This is a genomic window from Streptomyces murinus (assembly GCF_002154555.1).
GTDB classification, from domain to species: Bacteria; Actinomycetota; Actinomycetes; order Streptomycetales; family Streptomycetaceae; genus Streptomyces; species Streptomyces murinus.
In genome coordinates, this window is sequence record NZ_MUNF01000078.1 from 15101 (window position 1) to 27979 (window position 12879).

13 protein-coding genes are annotated in these 12879 nt (G+C 68.9%); 9 read left to right on the forward strand and 4 right to left on the reverse strand.

Annotation, left to right across the window (positions count from 1 at the left end; genetic code table 11):
* Positions 1–1085: 1085 nt before the first annotated feature.
* Positions 1086–3089 carry a chromosomal replication initiator protein DnaA gene (gene dnaA / locus CCN72_RS06195; RefSeq protein ID WP_086806655.1) on the reverse strand — a complete coding sequence of 668 codons (2004 nt, stop codon included), beginning with the start codon at positions 3087–3089 and terminating at the stop codon, positions 1086–1088.
* Positions 3090–3451: 362 nt separating this feature from the next.
* Here dnaA and rpmH point away from each other — a divergent pair, with 362 nt between their 5' ends.
* The 9 genes from rpmH to CCN72_RS06240 all read left to right on the forward strand — a co-directional run bounded on the left by rpmH (position 3452) and on the right by CCN72_RS06240 (position 10329).
* Positions 3452–3589, forward strand: coding sequence for a 50S ribosomal protein L34 (gene rpmH / locus CCN72_RS06200; protein ID WP_003975051.1), 138 nt, complete (start codon positions 3452–3454; stop codon positions 3587–3589).
* Positions 3590–3610: 21 nt separating this feature from the next.
* On the forward strand, positions 3611–3982 hold the full coding sequence (rnpA, locus tag CCN72_RS06205) for a ribonuclease P protein component (protein WP_086806656.1): 372 nt from the start codon (positions 3611–3613) through the stop codon (positions 3980–3982).
* Entirely contained in the window at positions 3979–4353 is a 375-nt protein-coding gene (yidD, locus tag CCN72_RS06210; protein WP_037650386.1) for a membrane protein insertion efficiency factor YidD, read from the forward strand. The genes rnpA and yidD overlap by 4 nt, the downstream gene beginning before the upstream one ends.
* Before the next feature lie 3 nt (positions 4354–4356).
* Positions 4357–5685 (forward strand): membrane protein insertase YidC, encoded by a 1329-nt coding sequence (gene yidC / locus CCN72_RS06215; protein WP_086806657.1) that lies wholly within the window; start codon positions 4357–4359, stop codon positions 5683–5685.
* Between the two features lie 15 nt (positions 5686–5700).
* Positions 5701–6213: a Jag family protein gene (locus CCN72_RS06220; RefSeq protein ID WP_085565620.1), complete on the forward strand. Its 513-nt coding sequence runs from the start codon at positions 5701–5703 to the stop codon at positions 6211–6213.
* A 118-nt stretch (positions 6214–6331) separates the two neighbouring features.
* Entirely contained in the window at positions 6332–7048 is a 717-nt protein-coding gene (gene rsmG / locus CCN72_RS06225) for a 16S rRNA (guanine(527)-N(7))-methyltransferase RsmG (protein ID WP_085565619.1), read from the forward strand.
* A gap of 295 nt (positions 7049–7343) precedes the next feature.
* Positions 7344–8417 (forward strand): ParA family protein, encoded by a 1074-nt coding sequence (locus tag CCN72_RS06230; protein ID WP_085568637.1) that lies wholly within the window; start codon positions 7344–7346, stop codon positions 8415–8417.
* Positions 8414–9514 carry a ParB/RepB/Spo0J family partition protein gene (locus tag CCN72_RS06235; RefSeq protein ID WP_086806658.1) on the forward strand — a complete coding sequence of 367 codons (1101 nt, stop codon included), beginning with the start codon at positions 8414–8416 and terminating at the stop codon, positions 9512–9514. Before CCN72_RS06230 ends, CCN72_RS06235 begins: the two co-directional genes overlap by 4 nt.
* A gap of 197 nt (positions 9515–9711) precedes the next feature.
* Positions 9712–10329 (forward strand): GNAT family N-acetyltransferase, encoded by a 618-nt coding sequence (locus tag CCN72_RS06240; RefSeq protein ID WP_037650400.1) that lies wholly within the window; start codon positions 9712–9714, stop codon positions 10327–10329.
* 61 nt (positions 10330–10390) lie between these two features.
* Here CCN72_RS06240 and trxA read toward each other — a convergent pair whose 3' ends face one another.
* The 3 genes from trxA to CCN72_RS06255 all read right to left on the reverse strand — a co-directional run bounded on the left by trxA (position 10391) and on the right by CCN72_RS06255 (position 12817).
* A complete protein-coding gene (gene trxA / locus CCN72_RS06245) occupies positions 10391–10720 on the reverse strand; it encodes a thioredoxin (protein WP_037650402.1) in 330 nt (109 codons plus the stop codon).
* Between the two features lie 57 nt (positions 10721–10777).
* Positions 10778–11749 (reverse strand): thioredoxin-disulfide reductase, encoded by a 972-nt coding sequence (trxB, locus tag CCN72_RS06250; RefSeq protein ID WP_037650404.1) that lies wholly within the window; start codon positions 11747–11749, stop codon positions 10778–10780.
* A gap of 147 nt (positions 11750–11896) precedes the next feature.
* Positions 11897–12817 carry an anti-sigma factor family protein gene (locus CCN72_RS06255; RefSeq protein WP_086806659.1) on the reverse strand — a complete coding sequence of 307 codons (921 nt, stop codon included), beginning with the start codon at positions 12815–12817 and terminating at the stop codon, positions 11897–11899.
* Between the last annotated feature and the right edge of the window lie 62 nt (positions 12818–12879).

The following is a 12879-nucleotide window of genomic DNA, read 5'->3' on the forward strand; positions in this document are numbered from 1 at the left end:
CTGAGTCCTCCGACTCGGTGTCACCGCCCACTGCGAAGGGCAGGACACCGGGGACCAGTCTGACGCACCGCACTGACAGTAGGTGCCCGTCGGGGTCAAGTCGGACCGAGCGGCAGTCGGGCTCGAAACAGCGAGTTGTGCACAGCCCCCGCTTCAAAGCGATTGCCGAGCTCTCTCTAGTTGGGAGTAGTAGTAGGGCCTGTGGATACCGTGGATAACCACGTTTGCCCAGCTCAGCGCGTGTTTTTTGTCCACCGGGCCTGTGTATGGAGGCGGTGGACAACCCGGGGTATCTGTGGAGAACAGAAAGTTCTGCACACCTCGCCCACAGGACGAGGGCAGTTCTCCCCAGCTGTGTCCCCAGGAATACCCAGGTTTCCCACACCCCAACCCGGCACCTTTGTGTGACGCCTTTCACTCGACGCGGTGAGAGAGTGCGTCGCGTTGCCGAACAGTGGACAGCCATGTGGAGAAGCCGCGCCACACTGGGGACAACCGCCCCCAGCCTGTGGGTTGTCGGTGGACAACTTTCTGCACAGCCTGTGGATCATCTCGTCGTCCACAGCCTGTGGATCACCGTCATCCACGATTCCACAGCCACCTGAGCTGCGTCGACGCGATCTCCCCGCCCTCCCTGTGGACACAGCTCGGGACAACTTCACCATCCCCACCATGTGGAAGAAAGAAAGTCCCCAAATCTGTGGAGGGCGGCCGTAACCCGACGAGAAATCGAACAGTCGATGACGACTGCGATGACGACCGCGGTGGCGGCCGAGGTGCCGAGCGGACCGCCGCGGCGGCCGCAGCGGCCGTCACCGGGCCGCTCCGGCCGTGCCGATGGCGGCCGCGTCCGTCACGGGGCGGCCGGGAAACGGGCGGCTGGAAGCTCTGCTGAGGGGCCCGAGCGCTCCGGTGACGTCGGCACCGCCTCCGGGGGAGGCACCCGCCCACCGCTGGTGCGCGTGACCCACCCCGGCCCGCCTCAGCCGTCCTGCGCCCCCGCAGAAGCCCACACATACGAAAAGGCGCCCCCGAGACCTCAGTCCCGAAGACGCCCTCGGCGACAAGCCGGCCGAGACCGGCGGCTAGCCGTTCTTGATCCGGTTCGTCAGCTCCGTCACCTGGTTGTAGATCGACCGCCGCTCCGCCATCAGCGCCCGGATCTTCCGGTCGGCGTGCATCACCGTCGTATGGTCCCGCCCGCCGAACTGCGCCCCGATCTTCGGCAGCGACAGGTCCGTCAGCTCCCGGCACAGATACATTGCGATCTGCCGGGCCGTCACCAGCGCCCGCCCCCGCGAGGTTCCGCACAGGTCCTCGACGGTCAGCCCGAAGTAGTCCGCGGTCGCCGCCATGATCGCCGAGGCCGTGATCTCCGGCGCGGAGTCCTCCCCGCCCGGGATCAGGTCCTTGAGCACGATCTCGGTGAGCCCCAGGTCCACCGGCTGCCGGTTGAGCGAGGCGAACGCCGTCACCCGGATCAGCGCGCCCTCCAGCTCACGGATGTTCCGCGAGATCCGGGACGCGATGAACTCCAGCACCTCCGGCGGCGCGTTGAGCTGCTCTTGGACCGCCTTCTTGCGCAGGATCGCGATCCGCGTCTCCAGCTCGGGCGGCTGCACGTCGGTGATCAGGCCCCACTCGAAGCGGTTGCGCAGCCGGTCCTCCAGGGTGACCAGCTGTTTGGGCGGCCGGTCGCTGGAGAGCACGATCTGCTTGTTGGCGTTGTGGAGCGTATTGAAGGTGTGGAAGAACTCCTCCTGCGTCGACTCCTTGTCCGCGAGGAACTGGATGTCGTCCACGAGCAGGATGTCCATCTCGCGGTACCGCTTGCGGAAGCTGTCGCCCTTGCCGTCGCGGATGGAGTTGATGAACTCGTTGGTGAACTCCTCCGAGCTCACGTACCGCACCCGGGTGCCCGGGTAGAGGCTGCGCGCGTAGTGCCCGATGGCGTGCAGCAGATGGGTCTTGCCGAGTCCCGACTCCCCATAGATGAACAGCGGGTTGTACGCCTTCGCCGGTGCCTCCGCGACCGCCACCGCGGCCGCGTGCGCGAACCGGTTGGACGCGCCGATGACGAACGTGTCGAAGAGGTACTTCGGGTTCAGCCGCGCCGTCGGCTCACCGGGACCGCTCGCGGGCCCGGGCTTGGCGGCTGGCGGTCCTGACGTCCCCGCCGGGGAGTTGTCCGGCCGCCCGGTCCCGCCGCGGTGCGCGGGCCCGGGGCCCATCGGCTGCTCGGGCAGCTCACGGCGGACCGGGTCGCGCTGGTCGTACTCGGTGCGCGACTTCTCGTAGTCGGACCGGTCGTAGTCGGACCGCTCGTACTCGGAGCGCGGCTTGTCGTAGTCGGGGCGCGAGGGCTCGTACTCCCCGCGCTCACCCCGTTCGCGGTCCCCGCGGTCCCGGTCGCGCGGGCCGTCGTACTCGCCGCGCTGCTGCTCGTACGGCGCCCGGTCCATGCCCTGCTGGCGGTAGTCGTGGACCGGCGACCCGTAGGGGTCCTGCGGGTGCGCGTGGGAGGACGGCGAGGCGTACGGGTCGCGCTCGGGGAAGCCGAGCCGCTGCTGCTGCCAGCCGTAGTCGTCCTGTCCGCCGCGCGGCCAGGCGCCGGGCTCCGGACGCTGGTACTCGGCGGGGTAGGCCGGGCGCGCGGTGGGCAACTGGTCGCCGCGCGAGGACGGTTCGCCGCCCGGGTGCTGGTCCGCGCGGTGCCGGCCGTAGCCCTCGTACGACGGGCCTTGGGGCAACTCCGGCTCCTCGTAGCGCGAGGGGGCCGGCTGCGGCGTGCTCGGGGCCGGGGGCTCGCCCGCGGAGTCGTCGACGGTGATCGCGATACGGATGGGGCGGCCGCACTCACGGCTCAGCGTCTCGCTGACGATCGGGGCGAGACGGCCCTCCAGTACGTTCTTCGCGAATTCGTTCGGTACGGCGAGCAGAGCGGTGTCCGCGACCAGCGCGAGCGGCTGACAACGGCGGATCCAGTGTTCGTCCTTGACCTCGACACCCTGCCCGCGGCCCTCCCCGCCGAGCAGCTGCTCCAGTACGCGTGGCCACACTGCGGCAAGATCGGCAGGTACGTCAGCCACAGGGCACGCTCTCTCACGGGGTGAATTTCGGGTGGTCGGCGGGGCAAACCCGCCGGGGCGGGGGACAAAAGAACGAATCGGAGTCCAGTCACGGTAGTCAGCGGGGCCGGTAGGGTTCAAGTTGTTGTCCCCAGCCTGTGGACAGTGTCTCCCAGCGACACTCGGTTTGACCGGATGGCGTAGCCCCGCGTACCGTAACCAGGTCGAGTTGTCGATGGCTGCTGCCGCCTGCCTCCGATGGGCACAGATCGCGTCAGGTGATCGGGAAGCGGTGCAATCGGGCGTGACGCGAGCTACTCGTGGGCGCACGGTGACAGCCAGGACGGCACCCCGCCACTACCGAATCTTTCTGGAGCCCCCGAGTGAGCAAGCGCACCTTCCAGCCGAACAACCGTCGTCGCGCGAAGACCCACGGCTTCCGGCTGCGTATGCGGACCCGTGCCGGCCGCGCGATTCTGGCGACCCGCCGTAGCAAGGGTCGCGCCCGTCTGTCCGCCTGATCCCGGTCAGGTCATGACATCGTGCTGCCCACCGAGAACCGGCTGAGGCGGCGCGAGGACTTCGCGACCGCTGTACGACGAGGCCGCCGGGCTGGTCGCCCGACTCTCGTCGTCCACCTTCGTAGCGGTGCCACGGACCCGCACGCGCCTGGGGAGAGCGCTCCTCCGACGCGTGCGGGTTTCGTCGTCAGCAAGGCCGTGGGTGGCGCGGTCGTGCGCAACAAAGTGAAGCGCAGACTGCGTCATCTGATGCGTGACCGAGTCGCACTTTTTCCCCCCGGTAGCCTGGTAGTGGTACGAGCGCTGCCCGGGGCGGGCGACGCCGACTATGCACAGCTGGCCCAAGACCTGGATGCCGCCCTACGGCGGCTACTGGGAGGGGGCACGCGATGAAGTACCCGCTGCTGGCTCTGATCAAGCTGTACCAGTGGACGATCAGTCCACTGCTGGGGCCGGTGTGCAAGTACTACCCGTCGTGCTCCCATTACGGCTACACGGCCATCGACCGGCATGGTGCGATCAAGGGCACGGCACTCACCGCCTGGCGCATCCTCCGGTGCAATCCGTGGTCGCTGGGCGGCGTGGACCATGTCCCGCCGCGCAAGCGTCCGCGGTGGCACGAAATGCTGCGCGACGCCTGGCGCGCACGCCGGGGCGGGTCCTCCGCCGCCGAACCGGCCACCGAAGCGAAGCCCGAGGACTTTGTCTCGGAGCTTCCTCCGAGCCCGGCCGCAGAGACCTCGTCCCATGCCCAAGGAGCATGATTAGTGGACACGATTGCCAGCCTCTTCAGTTTCATCACCTGGCCCGTCTCCTGGGTCATCGTCCAGTTCCACGCGGTGTACGGCGCCATCTTCGGCCCCAACACCGGATGGGCCTGGGGCCTGTCCATCGTGTCCCTGGTGATCCTGATCCGCATCTGCCTGATCCCGCTCTTCGTGAAGCAGATCAAGGCGACGCGTGCGATGCAGACGCTCCAGCCTGAGATGAAGAAGATCCAGGAGCGCTACAAGAACGACAAGCAGCGTCAGTCCGAAGAGATGATGAAGCTGTACAAGGAGGCGGGCACCAACCCGCTCTCCTCGTGCCTTCCCATCCTGGCGCAGTCCCCGTTCTTCTTCGCCCTGTACCACGTGCTCAACGGCATCGCGTCGGGCACCAAGATCGGCTACATCAACGCCGAGCAGCTCGCCAGCGCCCGCCAGGCGCACATCTTCGGGGCCCCGCTGGCCGCGAAGTTCCTGGACGGCGCCGACACGGTGCAGAAGCTCGGTGCCTCGCTGACCGACGTCCGCGTCGTCACCGCGATCATGATCGTCCTGATGTCGGCGTCGCAGTTCTACACGCAGCGCCAGCTGATGACGAAGAACGTCGACACCACGGTGAAGACGCCGTTCATGCAGCAGCAGAAGATGCTGATGTACGTCTTCCCGATCATGTTCGCCTTCTTCGGCATCCGCTTCCCCGTCGGGGTCCTCGTCTACTGGCTGACCACCAACGTGTGGACCATGGGCCAGCAGATGTACGTCATCCGCAACAACCCGACCCCGGGTTCCAAGGCCCAGGCCGCGTACCTGGAGCGCCTGACCAAGCACGTCACGCACCACGGCAAGGTCGGCCGCCGCAGCGAGAAGGCGATCATCAAGGCGATCGTCGCCAAGGGCCGCGAGCGCAACGAGTTCGAGCGCAAGTTCATCAACTCTCTGAACAAGGCCGGCCTCGCCGCCCAGGCGGACGGCACCGTGGTGAAGAGCGTGGCGACCGAGACCGAGGCGCAGTCCGAGGACGGCGTGACCACCGCCACCGCCGGTGCCGCCGCGCGGCGCCAGCAGCCCAAGCGCCAGAGCAAGGCCCAGCGTCAGTCCGGCGGGACCAAGCAGCCGGGCGACTCTCCGTCCCTGGAGAAGTCCGACTCCGCTGAGACGTCCGACACCTCCGAGCAGCCCGACTCGTCGGAGGAGACCGACCAGCCGCAGGACAGCAAGCCCACCGCTGCCCAGCAGGGCTCGAAGCCCAGCACGGGCGCCCGCAGCAAGGCCCAGAGCGGCCAGCGCAAGGGCGGCTCGCAGCGGCCCAAGTCCCCGTCCAAGAAGTAAGAAGGAGCCCAGCCCGTGACGGAAGGCACCACCTCCGCCGCTGCCGAGGGTGCAGACACCCTCTCCCGCCTGGAGCAGGAGGGCGAGATCGCGGCGGACTACCTGGAGGGTCTGCTGGACATCGCCGACCTCGACGGCGACATCGACATGGATGTCGAGGCCGATCGGGCCGCCGTGTCGATCATCAGCGACAGCGGCGGCCGGGATCTGCAGAAGCTGGTCGGCCGTGATGGCGAGGTGCTGGAGGCGCTTCAGGAGCTGACGCGTCTGGCCGTGCACCGGGAGACCGGTGACCGCAGCCGACTGATGCTGGACATCGCCGGCTACCGGGCCAAGAAGCGGGCCGAGCTGTCCGAGCTGGGCGCCAAGGCCGCCGCCGATGTGAAGAGCTCCGGTGAGCCCGTGAAGCTGCGGCCGATGACCCCCTTCGAGCGCAAGGTCGTACACGACGCGGTCAAGGCCGCCGGGCTGCGCAGCGAGTCCGAGGGCGAGGAGCCGCAGCGGTTCGTCGTCGTGCTGCCCGCCTGATCGGCCCCCCTTGTTCCACCGGCCCCGTCTGTTGAGCAGGCGGGGCCGAACTTTGTCAGCCTGGTAGTTCTGGTGGCCGGTGCGCGAAGCACCGGCGCTGTACGGAAGGACGGTCCCCGTGACGGAGGCAGCGGAGCTTCCCCCCGCGCCCGAGCAGGCGCGCGAAGTATTCGGTGATCGCTTCGCCGATGCGGTGCGCTACGCGGAGCTGCTCGCGGAGGCGGGCGTGCAGCGTGGTCTGATCGGCCCGCGGGAAGTCCCCCGCCTGTGGGAGCGGCACATCCTGAACTGCGCGGTGCTCTCCGAGGCCGTTCCCGAGGGAGTGACGGTCTGCGATGTGGGCTCCGGCGCCGGGCTGCCGGGCATCCCGCTGGCCCTGGTCCGTGAGGACCTCAACATCACCCTGCTGGAGCCGCTGCTGCGGCGCACCAACTTCCTCACCGAGGTCGTCGAGCTGCTCGGCCTGGACCATGTCACCGTCGTACGGGGACGTGCCGAGGAGGTTCTGGGCAAGCTGGCGCCGGTCCATGTGGTGACCGCCCGCGCCGTGGCCCCGCTGGACCGCCTGGCCACCTGGGGGATCCCGTTGCTGCGCCCGTACGGCGAGATGCTGGCCCTCAAGGGCGATACCGCCGAGGAGGAGCTGAAGGCATCCGCCACCGCGCTGAGCAAGCTCGGCGCGGTGGAGACCTCGATCCTCCAGGTGGGCGAGGGCATCGTGGACCCGCTGTCGACCGTGGTCCGGGTCGAGGTCGGGGAGAGCCCCGGTGGGGTGCGCTTCGCCGCCAAGCGGGCGAAGGCCGCGCGCACGGGCCGGGTCCGCCGGCGCCGCTGAGCCGACTGGCCGTACTCCCACAAGCTGCCCGCCCACGCACGACGGAGTGTCGCGAGGACCCGGTCCCCGGTGCTGTGCATCGTTGTTTCACGTGAAACGTCGCTCACTGTTGCACGGCATCATCAGTCGCGGCCGCGCGGCCGAACCCCGCGACCGAAAGCCCCTCGGCTCTCTCGGAGGAGGCTCGGGCCCCTTTGCACGACCGGCTCCGTCCCCCGCAGGGGGCACGGAGTTGTCCACAGAGGTGGATTTCTCCACAGAAGACCCGGCCTCACTGGTTCACGACCCCGAAGGCATGGGAGGCTCTGTTCATTGCGAGCCTGAAGTCGAGGAGAGTGAATCCTTGCGGTCCGACGCCAACATCGCGGGACCGATGACCGATCCGGTCCCCGGTCCCCGAACCGAGTCGATGGGGGCGGATGTTTCACGTGAAACACCGCCTCCGATGGACGACACCCCCATCGGTCGTGCGGCCCAACTGGCCGTGGAGGCTCTCGGCCGCGCCGGCGAAGGTCTGCCGCGACCGGAGCAGACGCGCGTCATGGTGGTCGCCAACCAGAAGGGTGGCGTGGGCAAGACGACGACGACCGTCAATCTTGCCGCCTCGCTGGCTCTGCACGGTGCCCGTGTGCTGGTGATCGACCTGGACCCGCAGGGCAACGCGTCCACGGCCCTCGGGATCGACCACCACGCCGAAGTTCCGTCGATCTACGACGTGTTGGTGGAGAGCAAGCCGCTCGCCGAGGTCGTCCAGCCCGTACCGGACGTCGAAGGACTCTTCTGCGCCCCGGCCACCATCGATCTCGCCGGTGCGGAGATCGAGCTGGTGTCCCTGGTGGCCCGCGAAAGCCGCCTGGACCGCGCGATCCAGGCGTATGAGCAGCCGCTGGACTACATCCTCATCGACTGCCCGCCCTCGCTCGGCCTGTTGACGGTCAATGCGCTGGTGGCAGGCCAGGAGGTCCTCATCCCGATCCAGTGCGAGTACTACGCACTGGAGGGCCTGGGCCAGTTGCTGCGCAATGTCGATCTGGTGCGGGGGCACCTCAACCCCGCCCTGCATGTATCGACCATCCTGCTCACCATGTACGACGGCCGGACGCGTCTCGCCTCCCAGGTCGCGGAAGAGGTGCGCAGCCACTTCGGCGAAGAGGTGCTGCGGACGAGCATTCCCCGCTCGGTCCGTATCTCCGAGGCGCCGAGCTACGGGCAGACGGTGCTGACTTACGATCCTGGATCGAGCGGCGCTCTCTCGTATCTTGAGGCGGCCCGAGAAATCGCGCTGAGGGGCGTTGGCATCAGCTATGACGCGAGCCAGGCCCATATCGGCGCCCAGAGCGACCCGAGCATGGTGGAGGGGATCCAGTGAGTGAGCGACGGAGGGGGTTGGGCCGAGGACTGGGTGCGTTGATCCCTCCTGCCCCGGTCGAGAAGAACCCGGTACCGGCCGCGTTGGGCGGCGGTGCGTCCGCCCCTCCCGCGGGCGTCCCGGTCCTGACCGCGGAGCGCGGAGTGGCCGCGGCGAAGGTGGCCACGCTGCCCTCGCCCTCCCAGGAAGCCGAGGAGCGATCGGCGGCCCCGGTCGCGGAGACGCCCGCGCCTCCGCTGGGCGCCCACTTCGCCGAGATCCCCCTGGACGCGATCACGCCGAACCCGCGCCAGCCGCGCGAGGTCTTCGACGAGGACGCCCTGCACGAGCTGATCACCTCCATCCAGGAGGTCGGTCTGCTCCAGCCGGTCGTCGTACGGCAGCTGGGCCCCGGCCGCTATGAGCTGATCATGGGCGAGCGCCGCTGGCGTGCCTGCCGTGAGGCCGGTCTGGAGGCCATCCCGGCGATCGTCCGGGCCACGGACGACGAGAAGCTCCTTCTGGACGCGCTGCTGGAGAACCTGCACCGCGCGCAGCTGAACCCGCTGGAAGAGGCCGCCGCCTACGACCAGTTGCTGAAGGACTTCAACTGCACGCACGACCAGTTGGCCGACCGGATCGGGCGCTCCCGCCCGCAGGTCTCCAACACCCTGCGGCTGCTGAAGCTCTCGCCGACGGTGCAGAAGAGGGTCGCCGCCGGGGTGCTCTCCGCCGGGCATGCGCGGGCACTGCTGTCCGTGGCGGACTCGGAGGAGCAGGACCGGCTGGCCCATCGCATCGTGGCCGAGGGGCTGTCGGTGCGGGCCGTCGAGGAGATCGTGACCCTCATGGGCTCCCGGCCGCAGAAGCCGCAGCGTCCCAAGGGGCCGCGGGCCGGCTCCCGGCTCTCCCCGGCGCTGAACGAGCTGGCGACCCGGCTGTCGGACCGCTTCGAGACCCGGGTGAAGGTCGACCTGGGGCAGAAGAAGGGCAAGATCACCGTGGAGTTCGCCTCCATGGATGACCTCCAGCGGATCCTGGGCACCCTCGCCCCGGGCGAGGGCCGGGTCCTGCCGAGCGACCTTCAGGAGGGCGCCGAAGAGGACCAGGACGACTGATCCCTGGACCCTTCGATCCCCTGGGATCAGGCGAAGAGCGGGCGTGTCCGGTGTGTACCGGAACACGGCCCGCTCTTTGCTTTGCGGCGGTATCGAGCGAATCGCATGGTGGATACGATGCCTGTGTTCAGGGAGCGCAGTGCTCGAACGGCCGCTCGCGCCGCGGCGGCCGGTGAGGGAAGCGAGGAAGGGCCTTCATGGGGCGTCGGCTGGTGCCGCTCACGCTGGACAACCTTCAGGACCTTCCCCAACGCTGTCGCTCATGTGTCTTCTGGGAGCTGGACCCCGTCAGCGGTGAGGCGGCCGTCAAGGGCGGCACGGCCGCCGTGGAGAAGGAGTCCTGGATCTCCGCCGTCCTGCTGGACTGGGGCTCCTGCGGCCGAGTGGTCTATGTCGATGACGCACCGGTGGGCTATGTGCTCTACGCCCCTCCCGCCTATGTCCCGCGCTCGGCCGCCTTCCCCACGAGCCCAGTGTCACCGGACGCTGTCCAGCTGATCACGGCCTTCATCAAGCCCGGCTATCAGGGGCAGGGGCTCGGCCGGGTGCTGGTGCAGACGGTGGCCAAGGATCTGCTGCGCCGGGGCTTCAAGGCCATAGAGGCATTCGGGGACGCCCGCTGGAAGGAGCCCGCCTGTCTGCTGCCGGCGGACCATCTCTTGGCCGTGGGCTTCAAGACGGTACGGCAGCATCCCCTGCATCCCCGGTTGCGGCTGGAGCTGCGGTCGACGCTCTCCTGGAAGGAAGACGTCGAGATGGCGATCGACCGGCTGCTGGGTGCGGTGCAGAAGGAGCCGGTGCTGCGGCCGCTGTAGCGGGCACAGACGAAGGGGCCGACCCGTGGAGGTCGGCCCCTTCAATGTTTCACGTGAAACATCACTCGGCGATGAAGTCCTCGAGGTCGCGGACGATCGCGGCCTTGGGCTTGGCGCCGACGATGGTCTTGGCGACCTCGCCACCCTGGTAGACGTTCAGGGTCGGGATGGACATGACGCCGTACTTGGCGGCCGTGGCCGGGTTCTCGTCGATGTTGAGCTTGACGATCTCGATCTTGTCGCCGTGCTCGGCCGCGATCGCCTCCAGGGAGGGGGCGATCTGGCGGCACGGACCGCACCAGGCGGCCCAGAAGTCCACCAGGACGGGCTTGTCGTTCTTGAGGACGTCCTCGTCGAAGGAGGCGTCGGTCACGTTCTTCAGGGCGGCCACGCTGGGCTCCTTAACTTGATCGTGGGGCGGGGAGGGGGGAGGAAGCTGAGAGGAGCGTCAGACCGCGGCGGTCTTCTCGGGCTCGGCCTGGTCCTCGTCCGCGAGAGCGGCGAGGAAGCGCTCGGCGTCCAGGGCGGCGGAGCAGCCGGTGCCGGCCGCGGTGATCGCCTGACGGTAGGTGTGGTCGACCACGTCACCGGCGGCGAAGACACCGGTCACATTGGTGCGGGTGGAGGGGGAGGCGACCTTCAGGTAGCCCTCCTCGTCGAGGTCCAGCTGGCCCTTGAACAGCTCGGTGCGCGGGTCGTGGCCGATCGCGATGAACAGACCCGTCACGGGCAGCTCGGACAGCTCGCCGCTCTTGAGGTTGCGGAGCTTGAGGCCGGAGAGCTTCTGCTCGCCCTGGATCTCGGCGACCTCGCTGTCCCACACGAACTTGATCTTCGGGTCGCCGAAGGCGCGCTCCTGCATCGCCTTGGAAGCGCGCAGGGTGTCCCGGCGGTGGACGATCGTCACGGACTTGGCGAAGCGCGAGAGGAAGGTGGCCTCCTCCATCGCGGTGTCGCCGCCGCCGATCACGGCGATGTCCTGGTCCTTGAAGAAGAACCCGTCACAGGTGGCGCACCAGGAGACACCGCGGCCGGACAGTGCGTCCTCGTTCGGGAGGCCGAGCTTGCGGTGCTGGGAGCCGGTGGTGACGATGACGGCCTTGGCCTTGTGCACCGTGCCCGCGGTGTCGGTGACGGTCTTGATCTCCCCGGTGAGGTCGACCGAGACGATGTCGTCCGGGATCAGCTCGGCACCGAAGCGCTCGGCCTGCGCCCGCATGTTGTCCATGAGGTCGGGGCCCATGATGCCGTCACGGAAGCCCGGGAAGTTCTCCACCTCGGTGGTGTTCATCAGCGCGCCACCGGCGGTGACGGCGCCCTCGAACACCAGGGGCTTCAGCGATGCGCGGGCGGTGTACAGCGCCGACGTATAGCCTGCGGGCCCGGAGCCGATGATGATCACATTACGGACATCGCTCACGGCTAGATTCCTCGTCTCTGGTCTGCGTCAGTCGACCGGGGAGAGGCCCTTTCGGGTCTCTCACCCCACCCAACGGATCCTACGGGGCGCGCATTCCCGCTGTGTCCGGGCACACGCGTGCAGAGGACGACTGGCCGGTACCGGGGCTCAGGGACGGGCGACGGGCTGCTTCAGCAGAACCTTGCCGGCGGAGACGGGTTGCTGTCCGACACAGGCGGCGTCGACCACATAGGCCGTCACGCGCGCGCTGTCCTGAGGGTCGGGGAGGACGACGAGATAGGCGCTCTTCCCGGCATAGGTACCGGTCTTCGCGGCCAGCGCCTGCTCGCCCCGGGGGACCGCCCGTCGGACGCACTCGGGGACGGCGACCTGAGGCTGGAGGAGCGTGTTCGCGCTCTCGCCCGTCTGCGGGGTGTTCTGCCCGGAACGCGGCCGCTGGCCGTCCTCCCGCTGAGGGCTCTTCTTCGTGGCCAGCAGATCCCGTACCTGGTTCTGGACGCTGCTTCCGGAGAACGCACTGGCGGACGCGCTGGGCTTGCCCTTGGCCGTCGTGGAGGAGGTGCCGCCGCCGAGCGACTGGAGCACCAGCGCACCGGCGCCCAGGACAGCGGCGGTCAGCACACCGCCCAGCACGAAGGCCCTGCGGCGGCGGCCGGGTCCGCTCTTCTTCCGGCCCGGCCCGGTCGCGGCCCCCGCCCGGCCGGCCGGGCGATCGGCGGGACGGTCAGCCGGACGGTCGGTCGGCGCGGGTGCCGCGTGCTCGGTGGGGGCCGATGTTTCACGTGAAACATGACCCGTGGAGTCCGGCCCGGAAGTGGTGAGCAGCGCCTCGGCGGCCAGGGCGGCATCGATGCGCTGGGCCACGTCGACCGGCATGGGCTCCGGCGCCTGTGCGGATCCCAGCAGCCCCCGGATCTCCTCCAGGGAGGCGTAGACGTCCGCGCACAGCTCGCAGCCGCCCAGATGGCGTCGTACGTCCGTGCCGCGCTCGGGCGGGAGAAGCCCCTCGGCGAGGTCGGAGATCTCGGTGACGTCCGGGTGCCCGGCCGTGTCCGTCGTCGATGTCACGCTCGCCCACCTCCGCCCTTCGCTACGGCTGAATCGGTCGGTCCCGCATGCGGGACCGACCG

Excerpts from the sequence above, each read along its gene's own strand:
- CCN72_RS06230 (WP_085568637.1), top strand. The coding sequence starts at position 7,344 with ATGGGAGGCTCTGTTCATTGCGAGCCTGAAGTCGAGGAGAGTGAATCC.
- CCN72_RS06240 (WP_037650400.1), top strand. The coding sequence starts at position 9,712 with ATGGGGCGTCGGCTGGTGCCGCTCACGCTGGACAACCTTCAGGACCTT.
- yidD (WP_037650386.1), top strand. The coding sequence starts at position 3,979 with ATGAAGTACCCGCTGCTGGCTCTGATCAAGCTGTACCAGTGGACGATC.